General features: G+C 73.5%; 22 protein-coding genes. 11 read left to right on the plus strand and 11 right to left on the minus strand.

Features of this window, described 5'->3' with window-relative positions; genetic code table 11:
• Nucleotides 1-29: 29 nt before the first annotated feature.
• From AC5JJ1_RS06860 to AC5JJ1_RS06885, 6 genes are read right to left on the minus strand one after another with little or no spacing between them, the layout of a single operon-like run.
• Nucleotides 30-575: an NADH-quinone oxidoreductase subunit B family protein gene (locus AC5JJ1_RS06860; protein WP_495784363.1), complete on the minus strand. Its 546-nt coding sequence runs from the start codon at nt 573-575 to the stop codon at nt 30-32.
• Complete coding sequence (locus AC5JJ1_RS06865; RefSeq protein WP_495784364.1) at nt 572-2,074, minus strand: hydrogenase large subunit; 1,503 nt, start codon at nt 2,072-2,074, stop codon at nt 572-574. Before AC5JJ1_RS06865 ends, AC5JJ1_RS06860 begins: the two co-directional genes overlap by 4 nt.
• Nucleotides 2,071-3,495 (minus strand): proton-conducting transporter transmembrane domain-containing protein, encoded by a 1,425-nt coding sequence (locus tag AC5JJ1_RS06870; protein ID WP_495784365.1) that lies wholly within the window; start codon nt 3,493-3,495, stop codon nt 2,071-2,073. Before AC5JJ1_RS06870 ends, AC5JJ1_RS06865 begins: the two co-directional genes overlap by 4 nt.
• On the minus strand, nt 3,495-4,163 hold the full coding sequence (locus AC5JJ1_RS06875) for a hydrogenase-4 component E (RefSeq protein ID WP_495784366.1): 669 nt from the start codon (nt 4,161-4,163) through the stop codon (nt 3,495-3,497). The genes AC5JJ1_RS06870 and AC5JJ1_RS06875 overlap by 1 nt, the downstream gene beginning before the upstream one ends.
• Nucleotides 4,163-5,122, minus strand: a complete 960-nt coding sequence (locus AC5JJ1_RS06880) for a respiratory chain complex I subunit 1 family protein (RefSeq protein ID WP_495784367.1) — start codon at nt 5,120-5,122, stop codon at nt 4,163-4,165. Before AC5JJ1_RS06880 ends, AC5JJ1_RS06875 begins: the two co-directional genes overlap by 1 nt.
• The gene (locus AC5JJ1_RS06885; protein ID WP_495784368.1) at nt 5,123-7,117 is read right to left on the minus strand and encodes a proton-conducting transporter transmembrane domain-containing protein; all 1,995 of its coding nucleotides are present in this window, start codon (nt 7,115-7,117) and stop codon (nt 5,123-5,125) included.
• A gap of 191 nt (nt 7,118-7,308) precedes the next feature.
• Here AC5JJ1_RS06885 and AC5JJ1_RS06890 point away from each other — a divergent pair, with 191 nt between their 5' ends.
• The 3 genes from AC5JJ1_RS06890 to AC5JJ1_RS06900 are packed head-to-tail and all read left to right on the plus strand — an operon-like array spanning nt 7,309 to nt 10,417.
• A complete protein-coding gene (locus AC5JJ1_RS06890) occupies nt 7,309-8,409 on the plus strand; it encodes a TRAP transporter substrate-binding protein (protein WP_495784369.1) in 1,101 nt (366 codons plus the stop codon).
• Between the two features lie 24 nt (nt 8,410-8,433).
• Nucleotides 8,434-8,982, plus strand: coding sequence for a TRAP transporter small permease subunit (locus AC5JJ1_RS06895; RefSeq protein ID WP_495784370.1), 549 nt, complete (start codon nt 8,434-8,436; stop codon nt 8,980-8,982).
• A 19-nt stretch (nt 8,983-9,001) separates the two neighbouring features.
• On the plus strand, nt 9,002-10,417 hold the full coding sequence (locus AC5JJ1_RS06900; RefSeq protein WP_495784371.1) for a TRAP transporter large permease: 1,416 nt from the start codon (nt 9,002-9,004) through the stop codon (nt 10,415-10,417).
• Nucleotides 10,418-10,441: 24 nt separating this feature from the next.
• On the opposite strand, the gene AC5JJ1_RS06905 is transcribed toward AC5JJ1_RS06900, so the two are convergent.
• The gene (locus AC5JJ1_RS06905) at nt 10,442-11,854 is read right to left on the minus strand and encodes an amidase family protein (protein ID WP_495784372.1); all 1,413 of its coding nucleotides are present in this window, start codon (nt 11,852-11,854) and stop codon (nt 10,442-10,444) included.
• Nucleotides 11,855-11,968: 114 nt separating this feature from the next.
• On the opposite strand from AC5JJ1_RS06905, the gene AC5JJ1_RS06910 reads away from it, so the two are divergent.
• Nucleotides 11,969-12,178 carry a hypothetical protein gene (locus AC5JJ1_RS06910; protein WP_495784373.1) on the plus strand — a complete coding sequence of 70 codons (210 nt, stop codon included), beginning with the start codon at nt 11,969-11,971 and terminating at the stop codon, nt 12,176-12,178.
• 6 nt (nt 12,179-12,184) lie between these two features.
• Here the strand turns inward: AC5JJ1_RS06910 and AC5JJ1_RS06915 are convergent, their stop codons facing one another.
• The 4 genes from AC5JJ1_RS06915 to AC5JJ1_RS06930 form a co-directional block, all read right to left on the minus strand.
• A complete protein-coding gene (locus AC5JJ1_RS06915) occupies nt 12,185-12,919 on the minus strand; it encodes a 2OG-Fe dioxygenase family protein (protein WP_495784374.1) in 735 nt (244 codons plus the stop codon).
• Nucleotides 12,916-13,683, minus strand: a complete 768-nt coding sequence (locus AC5JJ1_RS06920) for a (Fe-S)-binding protein (protein WP_495784375.1) — start codon at nt 13,681-13,683, stop codon at nt 12,916-12,918. Before AC5JJ1_RS06920 ends, AC5JJ1_RS06915 begins: the two co-directional genes overlap by 4 nt.
• 65 nt (nt 13,684-13,748) lie before the next feature.
• Nucleotides 13,749-14,714 carry a murein transglycosylase A gene (mltA, locus tag AC5JJ1_RS06925; protein WP_495784376.1) on the minus strand — a complete coding sequence of 322 codons (966 nt, stop codon included), beginning with the start codon at nt 14,712-14,714 and terminating at the stop codon, nt 13,749-13,751.
• 80 nt (nt 14,715-14,794) lie between these two features.
• Nucleotides 14,795-15,436 (minus strand): Tim44/TimA family putative adaptor protein, encoded by a 642-nt coding sequence (locus AC5JJ1_RS06930; protein WP_495784377.1) that lies wholly within the window; start codon nt 15,434-15,436, stop codon nt 14,795-14,797.
• Between the two features lie 191 nt (nt 15,437-15,627).
• Between AC5JJ1_RS06930 and AC5JJ1_RS06935 the strand changes: the two genes are divergently transcribed.
• From AC5JJ1_RS06935 to AC5JJ1_RS06965, 7 genes are all read left to right on the plus strand, one after another.
• Complete coding sequence (locus tag AC5JJ1_RS06935; RefSeq protein WP_495784378.1) at nt 15,628-16,206, plus strand: histidine phosphatase family protein; 579 nt, start codon at nt 15,628-15,630, stop codon at nt 16,204-16,206.
• 52 nt (nt 16,207-16,258) lie between these two features.
• Entirely contained in the window at nt 16,259-16,747 is a 489-nt protein-coding gene (gene secB / locus AC5JJ1_RS06940; RefSeq protein ID WP_495784379.1) for a protein-export chaperone SecB, read from the plus strand.
• Between the two features lie 58 nt (nt 16,748-16,805).
• Nucleotides 16,806-16,952, plus strand: a complete 147-nt coding sequence (locus AC5JJ1_RS06945; RefSeq protein WP_495784380.1) for a hypothetical protein — start codon at nt 16,806-16,808, stop codon at nt 16,950-16,952.
• Between the two features lie 160 nt (nt 16,953-17,112).
• Nucleotides 17,113-18,153 carry a DegT/DnrJ/EryC1/StrS family aminotransferase gene (locus tag AC5JJ1_RS06950; RefSeq protein WP_495784381.1) on the plus strand — a complete coding sequence of 347 codons (1,041 nt, stop codon included), beginning with the start codon at nt 17,113-17,115 and terminating at the stop codon, nt 18,151-18,153.
• 101 nt (nt 18,154-18,254) lie between these two features.
• Entirely contained in the window at nt 18,255-19,487 is a 1,233-nt protein-coding gene (locus tag AC5JJ1_RS06955) for a glycosyltransferase family 4 protein (RefSeq protein WP_495784382.1), read from the plus strand.
• Nucleotides 19,487-20,563 carry a UDP-N-acetyl glucosamine 2-epimerase gene (locus AC5JJ1_RS06960; protein ID WP_495784383.1) on the plus strand — a complete coding sequence of 359 codons (1,077 nt, stop codon included), beginning with the start codon at nt 19,487-19,489 and terminating at the stop codon, nt 20,561-20,563. The genes AC5JJ1_RS06955 and AC5JJ1_RS06960 overlap by 1 nt, the downstream gene beginning before the upstream one ends.
• Nucleotides 20,526-21,701, plus strand: a complete 1,176-nt coding sequence (locus tag AC5JJ1_RS06965; RefSeq protein ID WP_495784384.1) for a glycosyltransferase — start codon at nt 20,526-20,528, stop codon at nt 21,699-21,701. Before AC5JJ1_RS06960 ends, AC5JJ1_RS06965 begins: the two co-directional genes overlap by 38 nt.
• The last annotated feature ends 2 nt before the right edge of the window (nt 21,702-21,703 follow it).

Raw genomic sequence — 21,703 nt, forward strand, 5'->3', positions numbered from 1 at the left:
CGGACCTCCGGCCGGCCCGCTTCTTTTTCTCAGTCCCGCGCCTGAGCCTCCAGCAGGGCGAGCATTCCCTCGATCAGCTGCATCGGCGTCGGCGGGCAGCCGGGGATCAGCAGGTCGACCGGCAGGGCGGCCTCGATCCCGCCCTCCACCGCGTAGCTGCCCTTGAAGACGCCGCCATCGACGGCGCAATCCCCGGCGGCCACTACCCATTTCGGCTCCGGCGTGCATTCCGCCGTGCGCAGCAGCGCCGCGCGCATGTTGCGGGTCAGCGGGCCGGTGACGAGCAGCACATCGGCGTGGCGCGGACTGGCGACGAAGCGGAGGCCGAAGCGCTCCAGGTCATGCACCACGTTCTGCATGGCGCCGATCTCGAGCTCGCAGCCATTGCAGGAGCCGGCATCCACCTGCCGGATGGCGAGGCTGCGCCCGAGCCGCGCCTGCGCCGCCGCCTCCAGCCGGGCGACGAGGGCCTCCACCACCTCCGCCGGCGGCACCGGCGCCGCCTCGGTCAGCGGCGGCGAGGCCAGCGCCTGGGCCAGCCGCGGCCAGAGCAGGCGGCGCCAGCCCTCCCTCACAGGTCGACCCCGCTATAGGAGGCGTTGATGCTTTTGTTGATCAGCGGGAAGTCGGCCACGATGTTCCCCTCGATCGCCGCCTCGAGCAGCGGCCAGAGCAGCCAGGACGGGTCGCGCGGGAAGACGGCGCGCACCAGCCCGCCCTCGTCGAGCGCCACCCAATGGAGGCAGTCGCCTCGGAAGCCCTCGACGAGGCCGAGGCCCTCGCCGCTCCGCTGCGGCAGAGGCAGGGTGAGCTCGCCGGGCGGCAGCGCCTCCATCAGCCCGCGCGCCAGGCGGATCGAGCGGCCCATCTCCGTCATGCGGAGGCGCGCCCTGGCATCGACATCGCCTGCCGCCAGCACCGCCGGCTCGGCCGGCGCATAGGGCGCGTAGCCCGGCCGGTACCGCGTATCGAAGGCCCGGCCGGAGGCGCGGCCCACTACCCCGCCGGCAGCGAAGCGCTGAGCGAGAGAATGTGCGATCACCCCGGTGCCGACCATGCGGTCGGCGAGGCTGGCATGGCTGTCATAGACGGCATCGAGCCGTGGCAGCTCCGCCTCCACCGCATCGAGCGCGGCGGCGAGGGCGGCCGCCCCGGCCGGCATCAGGTCATCGGTGACACCGCCTGGGACGATGCGGTCCATCATCAGCCGGTGGCCGAAGGCGGTGGCCGCGGCCCGCAGCACCGCCTCGCGCAGCGCCCCGGCCTGGGCGTGGAGCCAGGCGAAGCTGGCGTCGTTGCAGATGGCACCCCAGTCGTTGAGGTGGTTGTGCAGCCGCTCCAGCTCCGCCATCAGCGCCCTGAGGGTGAGGGCGCGCGGCGAGGGCTCGAGGCCGAGCGCCGCCTCCACCCCTTGAGCGAAGGCCCAGCTATGCGCGACCGTCGAGTCGCCCGAGAGCCGGGCGGCGAAGCGCGCCGCCACCCGCGCCGGCTTGCCGAGCATCAGCCCGATATGCCCCTTGTGCAGGTAGCCGAGCCGCGCCTCGAGCCGCACCACCGCCTCGCCCTGGACATGGAAGCGGAAATGCCCCGGCTCGATCACTCCGGCATGGACCGGCCCGACCGGAATCTGGTGGACGCCCTCGCCCTCGACGGGGAGGAAGCTGGGCTGCGGCGGCGGCATCGCATTTGGCGCCGGCCGCGCCGCCAGCGGGCCGAGCATCGGCCAGCGCCCGTGGTCGAGCCAGGGCCGCTGGTCGAGCCCGCCCTCGGCGACCAGGCCCCAGAGGTCGCGGATCATCCGCTCGAAGGGCACCGCGCCCGGCCGCACCGGGGAGAGCGCGGCATAGCGCCCCTCGGGCACGGCGCAGGAGGCGATGAGGATCGCCTCCCCCACCATCAGCGCCGCATGCACCTGGGCGGGATCGGCCCAGAGGCCGAGCAGCGCCACCCCCTCATCCTCGCCGATGGCCGTGGCCAGCGCCGCCCATTGCCCGCGGTCGAGCAGGTAGCGCTGATGCGGGCGGCAGCCCTGCTCCTGACCGTGGCGGACCAGCCGCTGCAATGCCTCGCTCATCCCGCCACCCCCGCCGCCTCGCCGAGCAGCGCCCGCAGCGGCCCCGGCAGCGCCACGCCGAGCAGCAGCGCCAGCACCAGATGCGCCCAGATCGGCCCGAGGCTCGTCCACTCCGCCGGCCCGGCGGCGGGTCCGGCCGGCGGGTCGCCGAAGCAGAGCGCCTGGAGCACCCGCACCTTCGCCGCCACCGCCACCAGCAGGCCGAGGCCGAGCGGCAGGATCGCCCAGGGGTGACTGGCCGCCGCCTCCGTCACCAGGAGGTACTCGCCGGCGAAGAGGGCGAAGGGCGGCAGCCCCGCCACCGCCGCGATGCCGATGGCCAGCGCCCAGCCGAGCCCGGGCGCCGCGATGCAGAGCCCGCCGAGATCGGCGATCCGCTGCGAGCCGCGCAGGCGCACCGCCGCGCCGATGCCGAAGAAGACGGCCGACTTCGCCAGCGAATGGCCGAGCATCTGCAGCAGCCCCGCCAGGTTCCCCGCCCCCCCGAAGCCGAAGCCGGTGGCGGCGAGGCCCATATGCAGGATGCTGCTCCAGGCGAAGAAGCGCCGCGCATCCCGCCGCCGCCAGAGCGCGAAGGCGGCGACGAGGACGGAGGCGAGGCCGAAGGCGAGCAGCAGCGCGCCGGGCGGCACCGTCTCCGGATGCGCGCCGACGATCGCCTTCGCCCGCAGCACGGCCAGCATCGCCGCGTTCAGCAGCAAGCCGGAGAGCACGGCGGAGATGGCGATGGGCCCCTCGGCCTCGGCATCCGGCAGCCAGGCATGCAGCGGGACCAGCCCCGCCTTGGTGCCGTAGCCGACGAGGAGGAAGACGAAGGCGAGGTTGAGCACGCCCGGGTCGCAGCGCGCGGCGACCGCGCGCAGCGCCGCCCAGGACAGCCCCTCGCCTTCGCCGATCACCGGCTGCGCCGCGAGATGGAGGATGATGGTGCCGAGCAGGGCGAGCGCGATGCCGACGCCGCAGAGGATGAAGAACTTCCACGCCGCCTCGATCGCCGCCGGGGTGCCATGCAGCCCGACCATCAGCACGCTGGCGAGCGTCGCCACCTCGATCGCCACCCACATGATGCCGAGATTGTCGGCGAGGAGCGCCAGCGCCTGTGCGCCCATGAAGAGCTGGAAGGCGACATGGAAGGCGCGCAGCCGGCGCGGGTCCAGCCCCTCCGCCGCGATGGCGCTGAGCGAGTAGATGGCTGTCGTCAGCCCGACGAGGAAGGCGAGCAGCAGCAGCGGCAGGTTCAGCGGGTCGAGCCGGGTCCAACCCGCTACCCCCTCCGGCTGCGCGAGCAGCAGCAGGGCGAGCAGGAAGGAGAGGCCGGAGACGCCGCAATTGACGCGCGCCGCCACCCGCTCCCGCGGCAGGAAACCGAGCACCGCCGCGCCGGCCCAGGGCAGCAGCACGAGCAGCCAGGCGAGCGGCATCACTCGCGCTCCCCCCGATGCGGGTGCAGCAGGGCGATGTCGAGGCTGTCGAGCCTCTCCCGCATCTGGAAGACGACGACGCCGGCCACGACCAGCACTAGCATGACCAGCGCCGCGGTCGAGAGCTCGACGACCAGCGGCATCCCAGCGACGCCGACGGCGGCCAGCACCAGCCCGTTCTCGAGGCTCATCAGCCCGGCGACCTGGAGGATGGCGTTGCGCCGGGTGATCATCATCAGCATCCCCAGCAGGACGACGGAGAGGGCGATCGCCAGGTCCTCCCGCGCCAGGGCCTGTGCGCCGGTGGTGATCGGCAGCGCGACGGCGACGGCGAGCGCCACCAGCGCCACCCCGGCGACGAGGCTCGGCCCGATGCCGAGCGCCGCATCCACCCCGCGCGCCAGGGCGAGCCGGCGGATCATCCAGCGCAGCGCGAGGGGGATCAGCCCCGCCTTCGCCACCGCCGCGATCAGCGCGGTGAGGTAGAGCTGCGGCGCCCCCTGCACCCACCCCTGCCAGGCCGCCGCCAGCGCCAGCACCGCCCCCTGCGCCGCCAGCACGCTCACCACCGCCGCGACGCGCCGCTGGTAGAGCAGCATGAAGGAGAGCAGCAGCATCCCGCCGCCGAGCAGATGCGCCACGTCATAGGGGAGCTGGCCGAAGCCCATCAGGCGAATCCCGTCGAGACGAAGAGCAGCACGGCCGCCAGCAGGGCCAGCAGCAGCGCCGCGCCCAGGAACTCCGGCACGCGGAAGACCCGCATCTTGGCGACCATCCCCTCGAAGACGGCGAGCGCCAGGCAGAGCCCGCCCATCTTCGCCCCCCAGGCCAGCAGGCCGATGAGCCAAGCGAGCGGCCCGCTGCCCGCCGGCGCCGTGCCGAAGGGGAGGAAGATCGCGGCGACGAGCGCCAGCCACAGGGTCAGCTTCAGCGCCGCCTGCAGCTCCCAGAGCGCGAGGTGGCGGCCGGAGGCCTCCAGCAGCATCGCCTCATGCACCATGGTGAGCTCGAGATGCGTCGACGGGTTGTCGACGGGGATGCGCGCATTCTCCGCCAGCGCCACCGCCCCCATCGCCACCGCCGCCAGGCCGAGCGAGACCCGGAGGCCGAGGCCGCCGTCGCGGAAGACGGCGCCGATCTGGTCGAGATTGGTGCTGCCGGCGAGGATGGCAAAGCTCAGCGCCGAGACCAGCAGCGCCGGCTCGGCGAAGACGGCGAAGCTCATCTCCCGCGCCGCGCCCATCCCGCCGAAGGCGGTGCCCGCATCCATGCCGTTGAGCGCCAGCGCCATCCGCGCCAGGGCCAGCAGCCCCGCGACCAGCACCAGGTCGGCGACCGGGGCGAAGGCCATCCCCTGCGCAAAGCCCGGCACCAGCGCGGCGGCCACCAGCGTCGCCGACAGCGCCAAGTAGGGCGCCGCCTCGCTGACGGGGGAAGCGTTCTCCGCCAACACCGGGCGCTTGGCGCAAAGCTTGGCAAGGTCGCGGAAGGGCTGCATCGGCGAGGCGCCGCGCCGCCCCTGCATCCGTGCCCTCAGCCAGCGGATGACGCCGACCGCCAGCGGCGCCGCCGCCAGCATCAGCGCGATGTGCAGAATTTGCGCGAGGACGGCGCCGAGGACGAGCATTCAGCGCCCCTCCAGCCAGGCCAGCAGCGCCAGCAGCCCGACCAGCGTCGCGAAGCCAAGCGAGAGCGAGCCGCGCAGGGTGAGGCCGCGCAGCCGCTCCACCTGCCCGGCGACGGCATCGCGCAGCCGCGCGGCCGGCACGGGCAGGGCAAGGGCGGCGCGATCCTCGAAGCCGGCGTCGAGCCGGGCCGGCCGCGGGTCGCCCGGGGGCGGCATCGTCACCGCCTCGCGCGCCGCGAGCAGCGGGTCGCCCAGCATCCGCCGCAGCGGCTGCGCCATGCCGGCGGCCGAGGGCTGGCCCAACGGATCCCCGAAGACGAATTCCGCGGGCGGATCGATGAAGCCGCCATTCCAGGCCGGCCCGCGATCGGCGGCCAATGGCGAGCGGCGCCGCACCGCCAGCCAGGGCAGGACCAGGGCGAGGCCGAGCAGCAGGGCGACGACCAGCGGCGCATAGGCCGAGTGCCCTTCCGCCGCGCCGATCGCCAGCCCGACCACCGGCGGCAGCGCGGCCGGCCCGACCAGCACGCGGATGCCGGGGCCGGCGAGGGCCAGCGCCAGGCCGGGACACAGCCCGATCAGCAGGGTGAGCGCCGCCGGCACCGCCATCCCCGCCAACTCGAAGCGGTTGGCCTCCCGCGCCCCTGCCCCGCGCGGGCTGCGCGGCCGGCCGAGGAAGGCCAGGCCGAAGAGCCGCAGCATCGCCGCCGCCGCCAGCGCCGCCGCCATCCCCGCCACCGCCAGCGCCGCCGCGGCCGCGACCTGCAGTCCGATCTCGCCCAGCCGCCAGCCGCCGATCAGCGCCTGCAGCAGCAGCCACTCGCTGGCGAAGCCGGGCAGCGGCGGCAAGGCGGCCGCGGCGCCGAGCCCGATCAGCGCCGCTACCGCCGTCCGCGGCATGGCGTGGATCAGGCCGCCGAGCCGGTCCAGCCGCCGGCTGCCCGCCGCATGCTGCACGGCACCCGCGACGAGGAAGAGCAGCGTCTTGAACAACCCATGCGCCATGGCGTGCAGCAGCGCCGCCCCGGCGGCCAGCGCCGCCATGGGCCCGAGATCCGCCGCCCGGAACAGCAGGGCGAGGCCGAGCGCCATCGTCACCAGCCCGACATTCTCGATGGTCGAGCAGGCCAGCACGACCTTCGCATCCTCCTCCAGATTGGCCCGCAGCGCCCCGAGCAGAGCGGAGCCCGCGCCCGCGACCAGCAGGGGCAGGCCCCACCAGCCCGGCTGCAGCGGCCCGCACAGATCGAGCAGCAGCCGCGCCAGGACATAGAGCGCGACCTTGGTCATCACCCCCGACATCAGCGCCGAGGCCGGCGAGGGCGCGGCCGGATGGGCGAGCGGCAGCCAGAGATGCAGCGGCACCAGCCCCGCCTTGGCCCCGGCGCCGAGAAGGCCGAGGGCCAGGATGGCGATGGCCCGCCAGCCCTCGGGCGGCGCCGCGCGGATCGCGGCGAAATCGAGCGCGCCGAGCAGGCCGAAGGCCGGCACCAGGCAGGCCCCGGCCAGGGCGGCGAAGACGAGGTAGAGCCGGGCCGCCTCCCGGTTGCCGGCCTCCCGATGGTCGAGCGCGACCAAGGCCCAGGAGGCGAGCGACATCAGCTCGAAGCCGAGGATCAGGGTGAAGCCGTCCGCCGCCAGCAGGGCAAGCTCCATCCCGCCGAGGAAGAGCGGCCAGGCGACCAGCCCCCGCGCCGGCCCGCCCAGGGCGAAGACCGAGGCCGCCGCCCCGGCGAGCCCCAGCAGCAGCAGGAACCAGGCGGAGAGCCCGTCGAGCCCCAGGCGCATCCCGCCCCAGGCCGGGCCGAAGGGCAGCGCCAGTACCCCCTCCGGCGGGCCGAAGGCCAGCGACCCGCCCGCCAGGAGCGCGAGGCCGGCCGAGACGAGCGCGCATCCCCCGAACACCACCGGCCCGGCCCTGCGGCCCATCGGCGCCAAGCCAGCCAGGGCCAGCAGGCCGAACAGGGCAGGGCCGAGGGCGAGCGCCGTCAGCACCGGGGGCAGGGCAAGGCTTGCACGGCCCGCAGTCTAGCCCGGCCCCGCGACCGGCGCGAAGGGCCGTTTCCGCCAACCGTGTGGGGGCGCCCGAAAATCATGCCTTAACTTCCGCGCAATGACGCGATAGAGACGCGCCCGAAGGCTGGACGCCCCGCTTTCAGAACATGTCCCGCGGAACAGGAAGAACCATGGATCGTCGAGGGTTGTTCGCCGGCGCCGCCGCTGCCGGCACGCTGGCCTTGGCCACGCCCGCCATCGCCCAGGCTATGCCGGAGGTGCGCTGGCGCTGCGCCTCCTCCTTCCCCAAGTCGCTCGACACGATCTACGGGGCGGGCGAGCATGTGGCGAAGCGCGTCGCCGCGCTGACCGACAACAAGTTCCAGATCCGCGTCTTCGCGGCGGGCGAGCTGGTCCCCGGCCTCGCGGTGGCCGATGCGGTGCAGAACGGCACGGTGGAGTCGGCCCATACGGCCAGCTACTACTTCGTCGGCAAGGACCCGACCTTCGCCTTCGACGGCGCCATTCCCTTCGGCCTCAACATGCGCCAGATCAATGCCTGGCTGCAGGCCGGCGGCGGGCGCGAAGTGATGCGCGAGTTTTTCGAGGGCTACAACATCGTTTCCATCCCGGCGGGCAACACGGGCGCGCAGATGGGCGGCTGGTTCCGTAAGGAAATCAAGACCGTCCAGGACCTTTCGGGCCTGAAGTTCCGCGTCGGCGGCTTCGCCGGCAACGTGCTGCAGAAACTCGGCGTGGTGCCGCAGCAGATCGCCGGCGGCGACATCTACCCGGCGCTCGAAAAGGGCACCATCGACGCCGCCGAGTGGATCGGCCCCTATGACGACGAGAAGCTCGGCTTCAACCGCGTCGCCCAGTACTACTACTACCCGGGCTGGTGGGAGGGCTCGCTCAACCTCTCCTTCTATATCGCCCGCGCCAAGTACGAGGAGCTGCCGCAGCTCTACAAGGATGCGCTGGAGAGCGCCTGCCGCGACAGCACCATCGAGACCATGGCCAAGTACGACGTGCAGAACCCGCAGGCGCTGCGCCGCCTGATCGGCGCCGGCACACAGCTCCGCGCCTTCCCGCGCGAGGTGATGCAGGCCTGCTACAAGGCCGCCTTCGAGCTCTATGACGAGACCGCGGCAAAGAACGCCAATTTCAAGAAGGTCTTCGAGCATTGGCGGGCCTTCCGCGACTCGCAGTACCAGTGGTTCCGCGTCGCCGAGAGCACCTTCGACAATTTCGGCTACTTCATGCAGGCGCAGGAACAGCAGCAGCGCCGCTGAGGCGCCCGCGGAGGCCGCAAGGGTATGGGTCCACTGATCGCCTTTAGCCGGGGCGTCGACAAACTTAACGCGGCCGTCGGCAAGATCGCTGACTGGGCGGTGCTGCTTGCCTGCGTCATCAGCGCCGGCAACGCCTTCGTCCGCTACGGCGTCTCCTACAGCTCCAACGCCTGGCTGGAGGTGCAGTGGTACCTGTTCGGCGCCATCGTGCTGCTTGGCGCCTCCTATACCCTGTTCCGCAACGAGCATGTCCGCGTCGACCTGGTCTATGGCAATGTCTCGGAGCGGACGCGGCTCTGGATCGACGTCTTCGGCTTCATCTTCTTCATGCTGCCCGCCGTCATCCTGCTCGCCTGGATGACCTGGCCCTTCTTCGTCGACAGCTGGGTGCGGGACGAGGGCAGCCCCAATGCCGGCGGGCTGATCCGCTGGCCGGTGAAGCTGCTGCTGCCCGTCGGCTTTTTCCTGCTGACGCTGCAGGGCCTTTCGGAACTCATCAAGCGCATCGCCCTGCTGCGCGGCATCCGCCCGGCGGCCGAGGTGGTGGTCGAGTACCACCGCCCCGAGCAGTGAACCAGGACCGACAGATCCCATGACCATCGACATGGACGTGATGGCCCCGCTGATGTTCGGCGGTCTGGTCGTCTTCCTGCTGATCGGCTTCCCCGTCGCCTTCAGCCTGGCCGCGACCGGGCTGTTCTTCGGCTTCCTCTCGATCGAGCTCGGCTTCTTCACCCCGGCCTATCTCGGCAACCTGCCGCTGCGCGTCTTCGGGATCGTGCAGAACGATCTGCTGCTCTCGATCCCCTTCTTTACCCTGATGGGCGCCATTCTCGAGCGATGCGGCCTTGCCGAGGACCTGCTTGAAGGCACCGGCCAGCTCTTCGGCAAGATCCCGGGCGGCCTCGCCTATGCGGTGATCCTGGTCGGCGCGGTGCTCGGCGCCATCACCGGCACGGTCGCCGCCTCGGTCATCGCCATGGGCATGATCTCGCTGCCCATCATGATGCGCTACGGCTACGACATGCGGATCGCCACCGGCGTGATCGCGGCCTCCGGCACCATCACCCAGGTCATCCCGCCCTCGCTGGTGCTGATCGTCCTCGGCGACCAGCTCGGCAAGTCGGTCGGCGACATGTATGCGGGCGCGATCGGGCCGTCGATCCTGCAGGTCCTCCTCTTCATCCTCTTCATCGCCGGCGTCAGCATCTTCGCGCCCCACAAGGTGCCGCCGCTGCCGGACGAGGCGCTGAAGCAGCGCGGCTGGCCGCTCATCTGGCGCGTGGCAAAGGGCATGGTGCCCTCCATCGTCCTCATCTTCCTCGTGCTCGGCACCATCTTCCTCGGCCTGGCGACGCCCACCGAGGCGGGCGCGATGGGCGCAGTCGGCGCCATCGGCCTCGCCTGGGTGAATGGCCGCTTCACCTGGTCGCTGCTGCGCCAAGCGATGGAGAACACCATGCGGATCACCGCCATGGTGATCTTTATCCTGATGGGCGCGACCGTGTTCAGCCTTGTCTTCCAGGGCGTCGACGGCTCGCTCTGGATCGAGCACATGCTAATGAAGCTGCCGGGCGGGGCGACCGGCTTCCTCATCGCGGTCAACATCTTCATCTTCTTCCTGGCCTTCTTCCTCGACTTCTTCGAGATCGCCTTCATCGTCATCCCGCTGCTGGCGCCCGTCGCGGCCAAGCTCGGCATCGACCTCGTCTGGTTCGGCGTGCTGATCTGCGTGAACATGCAGACCAGCTTCATGCACCCGCCCTTCGGCTTCGCGCTCTTCTACCTGCGCGGCATCGCCCCGAAGGAGGTCCGCAGCAGCGACATCTACTGGGGCGCCATCCCCTGGGTCGGGCTGCAGCTGGTGCTGGTCGCCATCGTGATCTTCTGGCCGCAGAGCGTGACCTACTGGATCGACAGGGGCACCGGCGTCGACCCGAGCACGGTGCGGATCGAGGTGCCGCTGCCCGACCTGCCGGAGGATGACGCGCCGCCGGTGTTCAAATAGGCGGGGGTCTGCCCCCGCAATTCGTCAACCGACCGGCGTCGCCATCGGGCAGGCCGCCTCCACCACCTCCGCCGCGTCGAGCGCCAGGTCCTCGCGCCAGCGCGGCGCGATGATCTGCACCCCCATCGGCAGCCCCTCCGCCGTCACGCCGGTCGGGACGGAGACGCTCGGCAGGCCGAGCAGCGGCGTCGCCAGCAAGGGCTGCTGCGCCCGGTAGACGGCATCGAAGCCTTGCTGCCCTGCCACATCCAGCCCTTGCGGGAAGGGCGGCTCGGCCGAGACCGGGCAGAGCACCAGCGGCACCTCCGCCATGAAGCGCGCCCAGTCCCGCTGCCGCGTCGTGCGCCGCGCGGCGAGCCGCATGTAGCCTTCGAGGTCGGTCGGCAGGCAATGCGCCAGCATGAAGCGGTAGGTGTCCTGCGCGCCCTGGTCGGCATGCCGCGCGAAACTCTCGGCCATGAAGAGCCGCGCCTCGCCATGGGCGAAGGCATCCCAGTCCCGCGCCGCGCCGGCGAAATCGGGCGGCTCGCGCTCCTCGACCGCATAGCCGGCCGCCTCGAGGATGCGCCCCGCGCGCCGCACCGCCTCGGCGACCTCCGGGTGCACCCCCGTCCCCGCCGGGTCGACCGAGAGCGCGACGCGGATCGGCCGCGGCAGGAGCGGCCCCTCCAGCGGCGCCGGCATCCACCACGGGTCGCGCGCATCGCCCCGGGCCATGGCCGCGAGCGCCACCCGCAGGTCGGCGACGCGGCGGGCCAGCGGCCCCTGGGTCGACATCAGCTGGCCTGAGAGCGGCCGTTCCGCCGCCATGGTCGGGTTGAAGGCCGGCACGCGGCCGAAGCTCGGCCGGATGCCGGCGATGCCGCAGGCATAGGCCGGGTAGCGCACGCTGCCGCCAAGGTCGTTGCCATGGGCGATCGGCCCGATCCCCGCCGCACAGGCCGCCGCCGCCCCGCCGGAGGAGCCGCCCGGCGTATGCCCGGCGCTCCAGGGGTTGAGCGTCCGCCCGTGCAGCGCATTCTCGGTGAACCAGCGCATGGAGAGCGCCGGCGTATTGGTCCGGCCGAGGATGATCGCCCCCGCCGCCCGCAGGTTGGCGACGACGGCGCTGTCCTCCAGGGCGATCAGGTCGCGCCAGGGCACGCAGCCGTTGCTGGTCGGCAGACCCTTCTGGTCAGCATTGATCTTGGTGGTGACCGGCACGCCGTGCAGCGGCCCGACCGGCTCGCCCCTGGCAATGGCGGCGTCGGCGGCCTCGGCCGCGTCCAGCGCCTCCTGCTCCAGCACCAGCACGACGGCGTTGAGGGCCGGGTTCACCGCGGCGCAGCGGTCGAGCATCGCCCGCACCGCCTCCCGCGCCGAGACCGCGCGCAGCCGGATGGCGCGGGCCAGGTCGACGGCATTCCAGCGCCAGAGCTCGGGGGGCAGGTGCTGCATGGGGGTGGTCCCTTGTGCTGAGGGCCGCCATCATGGCCCGCCGGACACCAGGCTTTGTAGCCCCCTTCCCCGCCGGATCGGGCAAGCTCGCGCCAAAGAGGAGGCATCGCGGCCATGGCCGACGACTACATGCAGGAACGCGCGGAGGAGCTGGCCCAGCACCTCAAGCTCAACGACGGCAAGTCGGGCTATGTGGAGGCCACGGCGGATGGCTTCCGCGTCTATGTCCGGCGCAAATGGCCCGGCAAGCAGCTCGCCACCTGGGACGGGCTGCCGATCGAGTGGCACGAGAATGTCGGCACGCACAAGGCGGCCAACCGCTGAGGCGGCTCAGCCGTCCGCGCGCTTCCAGGTGATGACCAGCACGTCGCGGCAGGAGGGCAGCGCCGGGTCCACCGGCTGCACCGGCGTCACCCCATGCATGACCCGCCGGTCGTCGATGAGGGCCGTGTCGAGCCGGCCGAGCAGGGTGAAGCGCGCCAGCTCGGCCCCCGCATCGTCGGTGATGAGCGTCTCGCCGCCCGCGAGATTGGTCCGCGCCACCATGCCGATCAGCACGGTGTCGACGCCGTCATGGTGGACGCCCTCCGGCGTCGGGAAGCCCGGGGCGCCCGCCGCCGCCTCGATGCGGAACTGGTGCACCTCGACGAACCAGTCGGCGCCCGGCGTCCGCGCATCGGCGACCGATCGGCCGAGATCGAGCAGGGCCTGCAGCACCGGCCCCTCGCCCACCCCATCCTCGACCGGGGCGAACCAGCGCTCCACCCCGCCATTGAGGCTGTTGTGGACGACCGCCTGGAAATGCGCCCGGTGCGGCCCCCGCACATGCCCCGGCACGCCGGCGCGGGCGGAGAAATTGGCGTGGCGCCGCCGCCGGTAGCGGCCGCCATCGGCCATGAAGCGGTCGGTCTCCAGCCGCTCCCAGCTCCGGGCGAAGCCCGCGAGCGCCTGGGGCCGGAGGCCGAGCCGTGCCTCCAGCGCCACGCCCGGCACCCGTGCGAAGCCCTGCGCCGCCACCTCCGCCAGCAGCGGGTCCCCGTCCTCGATCCTCAGCGCCGCGCTCATGACACCTCACCGATCGCCGGGGCTTCCTCGGTCCGCCCGGCCAGGACTTCCGCCACATGGCGCACCTTCACCGGCACGCCCTCCCGCTTCAGCCGACCGGCCATGTTGAGCAGGCAGCCGAGATCGCCGGCGAGCAGCGTATCCGCTCCCGTCGCCGCGATGGACTTCGCCTTGTCGGCCACCATCCGCGTCGAGATGTCCGGGTACTTCACGCAGAAGGTCCCGCCGAAGCCGCAGCAGATCTCGGCATCGGCCATCTCCTTTACCACCACGCCGGGCATGGAGCGGAGGAGCGCCCTCGGCTGCGCCTTCACCCCGAGCTCGCGGAGCCCCGAGCAGCTGTCGTGATAGGTGACTACGCCCTCGAACCGCGCCGCGACGCCCTCCATCCCCCGCACGTCGGTCAGGAAGGAGACGAGCTCATGCGTCCTGGCGCCGAGCGCCTCCGCCTTGCCGCGATACTCCGGGTCGTCGTCGAAGAGCGCCGGGTAGTGGTGCGCGATCATCCCGCCGCAGCTCCCGCTCGGCACGACCACGTGGTCGTAATGCAGGAACTCGTCGATCACCGCCCGCGCCAGGTCCTTGGTTGTCTGCCGGTCGCCGCTGTTGTAGGCCGGCTGGCCGCAGCAGGTCTGCGCCCGCGGCACCTCCACCTGGCAGCCAGCCTCCTCCAGCAGGGCGATGGCGGAGAAGCCGACATTCGGCCGGTAGAGATCGACCAGGCAGGTGACGAAGAGGGCGACACGGGGACGGGTCTGGAGCATGCCTGCAATCTAGGCGCACCGCGGCCCCGGCGGAAGGACGCCGAGTCCGAAACTGTACTGCTCCGTCAGCGGGGCAGTAGCAGGAACAGTCGGGCCGGCTCGCGCATCAGCCCGGCCCGCGCCGCAGCATCGGCCCCCCAGCCCCAGAACAGGTCGCCGCGGGCCATGCCGCGGATCGCGCCCCCAGTGTCCTGCGCCAGGACGATACGGCGGATCGGCCGGCCGTTCAGCGGGTCCCGCGTCTCGAGGAAGACCAGCGCGCCGAGCGGCACGATCCCCGCATCGACGGCGAGCGACCGCCCGGGCGTCAGCGGCACCCCGAGCGTGCCAATCGGGCCCATCTCCGGTGCGAGCCCCGCGACGGGGCGGAAGAAGACGAATGCGGGGTTCTCCCTGAGCAGCGCCGCCGCCTCCCCGGGCGGGGCGGTGCCGAGCCAGGCGCGGATAGCCTGCATCGACATGGCCTCGCGGGCGATGGCGCCGCGCTCGATCAGGCTGCGGCCGATCGGCCGGTAGGGATGCGCATTCCGCCCGGCATAGCCGAGCCGCAGCACCCGCCCGTCCGGCAGCCCGATCCGGCCGGAGCCCTGGATCTGCAGGAAGAAGGCATCGACCGGGTCATCCACCCAGGCGAGTTCCAGCCCCTGCCCCTCGAGCCCACCCGCCTCGATGGCGCCACGGTCCAGCAGCCGCAGCGGCCCGTCGGGCGGCAGGGCGAAGAGCGGCACGGCATAGCCGCTGCCCGGCACCTCCGCTCCGCGCAACTCGGGCTCGTAGTAGCCGGTAACGAGCCCTTCCCCCAGCGGGTGCGGCGCGAAGGCGCGCTCGAAGAAGGCGGCCGCTTCGCCCGGCGGCACCGCCTCGGCGGCCGCGCAGGCCTCGGCCCAGGGAGCGGCGAACTCCGGCGGCCCGGCGCGCCACGCCTCGCAGGAACGGAGAAAGGGCGCCAGCGCCGCCTCCGGCGCCTCGCCCGGCCAGTCCGACGGCCAGCCCGCCCCGCCCAGCATCAGGGCAAGGCCGAGGAGGAGCAACGCCAGAGCCGGCTCGGAGGCCCCCGGCGGCGAGGCCGCGGAAGGCCGTAGGACGCCCCGCCGCAAGGCCGCGGGAAGGTCTAGGCCGAGCGGGTGGCGACCAGCTTCCAGGTCGGGTCCGCCTGGTTCAGGTCGCGCTGGAAGGTCCAGACATCGGTCAGCTCGGTCACCGCGTCGCTGCCCGTCACCACCTCGCCGTTGCGGCCGGTGGTCAGGTTGATCTGGTCGGTGACGAAGCGGATGGTGACGTCGGCGATGCTGCCGCGCAGGTCGGCCGCCTCGATCGCCAGCTCATGCACGGCGCGCAGCTCGGTCCGCTGGGTCTCGCCGGCATTCTCCCGCGCGGTGATGGCCTGCTCGAAACCGGCATAGGTGTCGTCCGACAGCAGCGCTCGCAGCGTCTGCCGGTCGCCGGCGGCGAAGGCGGCCACGATCATGCGGAAGGCCGCCTCCGCCCCGTCGAGGAAGGCGTTCGGCTCGAAGCTGCGGTCGAGTCCGGCGATGCGTGACAGCGCCTGGCCCGGCGGCGTGCGCGGGTCGGGCACCACGCGCCGGCTTCCCGCCGCCGCGGCAGGGCCGCGTACTTCCTCGGCGACGCCCTCTATTGCGCCGCCGCGCGGGTCGAAGCCCGCCGGCCGCGCTTCCGGCTGTACCGGCCGTTCGAAGCCCGTGCGCTTGCCGAGCACGCTCCGCAGCCGCAGCACGAGGAAAGCCGCGATCATCGCAAACAGGATGAGATCGACCGGAAATCCGCCCGTCATCATGAACTCCTTTTCACCTATCTAGGCGAGCGACCCCTCCCCCGCAACGGCCGGGAGGATGGCGGGGCCATAAACAATGACCCATGAACGGCGCTTGCCGGCCCGGTGCGCCCCCGCTACGCCGGGGCAGGAATGCCGGGAGGAAGACCACAGTGATCCTGCTGCGCCATGGGCAGAGCGAGTTCAACCTCCATTTCACCGCGACCAAGCGCGACCCCGGCATTCCCGACCCGAAGCTGACCGAGCTCGGTCTGCAGCAGGCCGAGGCGGCGGTGCTGGCGCTGGCCGGCGAGCGCATCACCCGCATCATCGCCTCGCCCTATACCCGCGCCCTGCAGACGGCGGCGCCCATCGCCCGCCAGCATGGCCTGCCGATCCTGGTGAACCCGACCGTGCGGGAGCGCTACGCCTTCTCCTGCGACATCGGCTCGCCCTGCACCGAGCTCGCCATCGCCTTCCCCGGCCTCGACTTCGCCCATATCGACGATGTCTGGTGGCCCGCGGTGGAGGAGCCGGACCATGGCATCGAGGCCCGCGCCGCCCTGTTCCGCGCCGAGATGGCGGCGCTGCCGGACTGGCGGGAGACGCTGGTCGTCTCGCATTGGGGCTTCATCCTGGCCATGACCGGGGAGCGGGTGATGAACGGCGAGTGGCGCCGCTGCGACCCGACCGCGCCGGCGCCGGAGGCGATCCAGTGGCGGCAGCCGCACCCGACCGCGGTCAAGCCCTGACAGCCCGGCGGGGGCGTGCTAACCGCCCCGCCTCCTCGTGAAAGGCGCCCCGATGTCCGACCTGCCGAACGGCGACCCCAATCAATCCTCCCCCGGGGCCCCGCAGGGCCCGCTGGTGCTGAACATCCAATACACCAAGGACCTCTCCTTCGAGGTGCCGGGGGCGCCCGAGATCTTCGCCACGCTGCGCGAGCAGCCGCGCGTTGACCTCCAGCTCGACGTCCAGGCGCGGCCGGTGCAGGAGGGCGGCAACGTCTTCGAGGTCTCGCTGCAGATTCGCGCCGATGCCCAGGCCGAGGGGCGCGCCTGCTTCATCGCCGAGCTGGTCTACTGCGGCATCTTCACCGTGAACGTGCCGCCAGAGCAGCTGGAGCCGGTGCTGCTGGTCGAGTGCCCGCGCCTGCTCTTCCCCTTCGCCCGGAACATCCTGGCCGATGTGACGCGCGAGGGCGGCTTCCCGCCGGTGATGCTGGCGCCGATCGACTTCGTCGCCCTCTGGCAGTCCCGCCGTGCCGAGGGCCAGGTGGCCGGCACCGCCTGACCCCCTTGGCGGGGGTGGTTCGGCCACCCCCGCCCGCCGCCCTCCCCACCGGGCCGTGTTGCCGACATCCCGTTGGCATTCGCCGGAGCTTGCCGGGTTGCGGCTGGAGCATGCCGACCGCGAGCAGCCAGGCGGGAAATTCACCCGCATCATCCCGGCCGTGCCGGCATGGGCGGTGTCGCTGAGCAGCGCCCCGGCGAAGTAGGCGATCGGGAAGCCGGCCATGCCGGCGCGCGAGACGGGCGGGTGTCGTCGGCCATGGCGCCCAGCGCCGCGCGGCAGGGCGCCGCCCTTGCCGTCCGCCGGGCTTGCGGCTGTTCGTTCCGATATGCATATAGTCTATTATCATAACGAAAGCCCTGCCCATGCCGATCGCCGAGGCGGTGCAGCTTGCCCCGCCGATTCACCGCCTGCGGCCGCGCACCGAGCCGGCGGTGCCCATCCTGCTCTCGCCGCCGCATCTAACGGGGGGCGAGCTGCCGGCCCTCGCCGCCACGCTGCAATCCGGCTGGGTGGCGCCCGCCGGCCCCGCCCCGGCCGCCTTCGAGGCCGCGATCGCCGAGGCGACCGGCCAGCCGCATGTCCTGGCGCTGGCCTCCGGCACGGCGGCGCTGCATCTCGGCTACCGCTGCCTCGGCCTCGAGCGGGGCGACGAGGTCTGGACCGCGACCCTCACCTATGTCGCCACCATCGCCCCGGCGGTGCAGATGGGCGCCCGCCCCCGCTTCCTCGACGTCTCGCCCGAAAGCTGGACCCTCGACCCGAATCTCCTGGAGCGCGAGCTGGGGCGGGCCGCCCGCGCCGGCCGGCTGCCCCGCGCCGTCGTCCCGGTCGACCTCTTCGGCCAGAGCTGCGACCTCGACGCCATCCTCGGCCTCTGCGACCGCTGGAGCGTGCCCGTGCTCTGCGACAGCGCGGAGGCGCTCGGCGCCACCTATCGCGGCCGCCCGGCCGGCCAGGGCGCCCGCCTGGCGGCCTTCAGCTTCAACGGCAACAAGATCGTCACCGCCGGCGGCGGCGGGGCGCTGGCCTCGGCCGATTCGGCGCTCATCGCCGAGGCGCGCGGCCTCGCCAACCAGGCCAGGCGCCCGGCGCCGCATTACGAGCATGAGACGACGGGCTATTCCTACGGCCTCTCCTCCGTCCTCGCCGCGCTCGGCCTGGCGCAGCTCGGCGCGCTGACGGACCGCGTCGCCGCCCGCCGCGCCATCTTCGAGCGCTACCGAGCCGGCCTCGGCGACCTGCCGGGGATTGCCTTCATGCCCGAGCCCGGCTGGAGCCGCGGCACCCGCTGGCTGACCGCCCTGCTGCTCGACCCCGCCCTCGGCGCGCCGTGCCGCGAGGCGGCACCGTCGCTGCCAGCCTGTTCGAGCGCGCCCTGTGCCTGCCCTCCGGCAGCGCGCTGACCATCCGCCAGCAGGACCGGGTGGTCGGCGTGCTGCGCCGCCTGTGGCGGCGCTGATGGGCCCGCCTCGGCATGCCATCGGCCGGCGGGAGCGAACCGCCCATGCCTCCCGGCCCCGGCCGGGATGCGGGGGCAGGGCACCCGATGCGCATCCTCTATCTCCACCAGCATTTCTCCACCCCCGGCGGCGCCACGGCGACGCGCAGCTTCGCCATGGCCCGGGCGCTGGCCGCCCGCGGCCACCGGGTGACGCTGGCCTGCGGCGGCTACGAGGGTGCCGAGACCGGCCTCGCCGGCCCCTTCGGCCGCGGCCGGCGCGAGGGCGCGGTCGATGCCTTCCGCGTCGTCGAATTCGCCGTCCCCTGCGGCAACCGCCAGGGCCTCCGCGAGCGGGCCGGCGCCTTCCTGCGCTATGCCGGCCGCGCCGCCGGGCTGGCGCTGTCCGGCCGGTTCGACCTGGCGCTCGCCAGCTCGACGCCGCTGAGCGTCGCCCTGCCTGCTCTGCTCGCCCAGCGGCTGCGCCACCTGCCCTTCGTTTTCGAGATCCGCGACCCCTGGCCGGAGCTGCCGCGCGCCATGGGGATCGGCAGCCCCGGCCTCTGGTGGGCGATGGACCGGCTGGCGGATGCCGCCTGCCGCCAGGCCCGGGCCGTCATCGCCCTCTCTGAGGGCATGGCCGAGACCGCCCGCGCCCACGGCGCCCGCGAGGTCTCGGTGCTGCCGAATGGCTGCGACCTCGCGCTGTTCGGCCCCCACGTCCTGCCCTGGCGCCCGCCCGGCCTGCCGCCCGATGCGGTGCTCGCCACCTATGCCGGCGCCCATGGCCCGGCCAATGGCCTCCACCAGCTGATCGAGGCGGCCGCACGGGTGCGGGACCGGCGCCTCCATTTGCTGCTGGTCGGCGAGGGCGCGGAGAAGCGCCGCCTGCAGGCTGCCGCCGCCGGCCTGCGCAACCTCCACTTCCTCGACCCGCTGGCGAAGCCGCGCCTGGCCGCGCTGCTGGCCGGCAGCCAGGTCGGGCTGCAATGCCTGGCGCCGGTGCCGACCTTCGCCGAATGGACCGCGCCAAACAAGCTGATGGACTACCTGGCGGCGGGCCTTCCGGTCGTCGCCAACTGCCCCGGCCGCGCCGCCCGGCTGCTGGAGGAGGGGCTCTGCGGCCTGGTCACCCCGCCGGGCGATGCGGCCGCCCTCGCCGCCGCGCTCGATACGCTCGCCGCCGACCCGGCGCGCCGCGCCGCGCTCGGCCACGCCGCCCGCCTCCAGGCCGAGCAGCGCTGGGACCGGCGGCTGCTTGCCGACCGCTTCTGCGCCCTAGTCGAGGCCGCCGCCTGATGGAGCTGCACCTGGTCGCCGCCGCCCGGCCCAACCTGCCGAAGCTCGCCGCCCTCTGGCCTGCGCTGGCCGAGGCGCGCCTGCCCCTTCGCCCCGTGCTGCTCCATACCGGGCAGCATCACGATGCCGGCCTCTTCGGCGACCACCTCGCCGCGCTCGGCCTGCCCGAGCCGGCGATCAGCCTCGGCATCGCCGGGGGCGGCCATGCGGCGCTCACCGGCCGCACCATGATGGCGGCGGCCGAATGCTGGCAGAGCCGCCGACCCGCCGCCGTGGTCGTCGCCGGCGATGTCGACGGCGCGCTCGCCGCCGCGCTCGCGGCCCGCAGGCTCGGCCTGCCGCTGGTCCATCTGGAGGCCGGGCTCCGCTGCGACGATGCCGACATGCCCGAGGAGATCAACCGCCGCGCCATCGACGCCATCGCCACCCATCACTGGGCGCCGGACGAGGCGAGCGCCGCCCGCCTCCGCGGCGCGGGGCATGGCGAGGTCCGCGCCGTCGGCAATGCGATGATCGACACGCTGCTCCGCCAGCTTCCCGCCGCCCGCGCCCGGCCGCTGCCGCCGGGCCTCGCCCCGGGCGGCTACGGCGTCGTCACCCTGCACCGCGCCGCCAATGTGGACGACCCTGCGGCCTTCGCGGCGCTGCTCGACGGCCTCGGCGCCGCCGCCCGCCTCCTGCCCCTCGCCTGGCCGGTGCATCCCCGGGCCGCCGCCCGCCTCGCCGGCCATGGCCTCGCCCCGCCGCCCGGCATCGCCCTGCTACCGCCGCTGGCCTATCCGGACTTCCTCGCCCTGCTGGCGGGCGCCCGGCTGGCAGCGACCGACAGCGGCGGGGTGCAGGAGGAGAGCGTGGTGCTCGACCTCCCCTGCCTCACCCTCCGCCCGAGCACGGAGCGGCCGGTGAAGCTGGAGGCGGGCTCCAGCCGCCTCGTCGCCCCGGCCGCCCTGGCGGCCTCGGTCGCCGCCGTCCTGGCCGGCAAATGGCCGCGCGCCCGGCCGATCCCGCTCTGGGATGGCGGGGCCGGGGCCCGCATGGTTGCCCATCTCGCGGAGCAGGACTGGTGCGCCGGATGATCCTGATGCTCTCCGCGGCCCATCCGCCCGACGACATCCGCGTGGTCCGCAAGAGGAGGCCGCGGCGCTTGCCGAGGCCGGCTGGCCGGTCCGCCACCTCGCCCCCGGCCCCGCCGATGCGCCGGGGCGCGTCGCCGGCGTCGCCATCGAGACCTATCGCCGCCGCCCCGGCTGGCGCGGGCGCCTGCTCAACCTGCCCCGGCTCGCCCGCCGCGCAGCGTCGAGCGGCGCCCGCATCCTGCACGCCAGCGAGCCGGATGCCTGGCTCGCCGCCCTCTGGGCCGCGCGGCGCAGCGGCGCCCGTGTGGTGCTCGACGTGCATGAGCACTACCCTTCCCGCTTGGATTCCCGCCTCCCCCGCCCACTCCGGCCGCTGGCCCGGTCGACACTCCGCCTCGCCTGCCGCTTGGCCGCCCGCGCCGCCGATGCGGTGGTGGTGGCGAAGGACGGGCTGGCCGAGGATTTCGCCGCCCCCCGCCGCACCATCGCGGTGCGGAACTACGCGCTGCCCGCAGCCCTCGCCCCGCGCGAGCACCGGCCCGGCCCGCTCACCCTGGTCCATGCCGGCGCGATGACGCGGAGCCGCGGCTGGCCTCAGCTGCTCGCCGCCCTCGCCCTGCTGCCGGGCGACACGCGCCTCCGCCTCGTCGGCCGCTTCACCGACGGGTCGGAGGCGGCATTCGCGGCCGAGGCCGCGCGCCTCGGCCTCGCGCCCCGGATCGAATGCCTCGGCTGGCGACCGCATGCGGAGGCGCTGGCGCTGGTGGCGGAGGCCGACATCGCCCTCGTCCTGTTCCAGCCGGGCGAGACCAACCACCGGCTCGCCCTGCCGCATAAATTGCTCGATGCGATGCTGGCCGGCCTGCCGGTCATCGTCCCGGCCTTCGCCACCGAGGTCGCGGCCGTCATCCGCGATGCCGGCTGCGGCCGGCTGGTCGAGACCGCCGACCCGGGCGCCATTGCGGCCGCCATCCGCGACCTCGGCTGCCCGGGGCGGCGGGCCCGGCTCGGCGCTGCCGGGCGGGCCGCCGCCGTCACCCGCTATGCCTGGCCGGCCGAGACGGCGCGGCTCGTCGCGCTGTACCGGACGCTCGCTCCCCCAAGCGTCGATAGCCAAGCGGCGCCCGCCGGCCTATAGCG

This window comes from Belnapia sp., assembly GCF_059504005.1.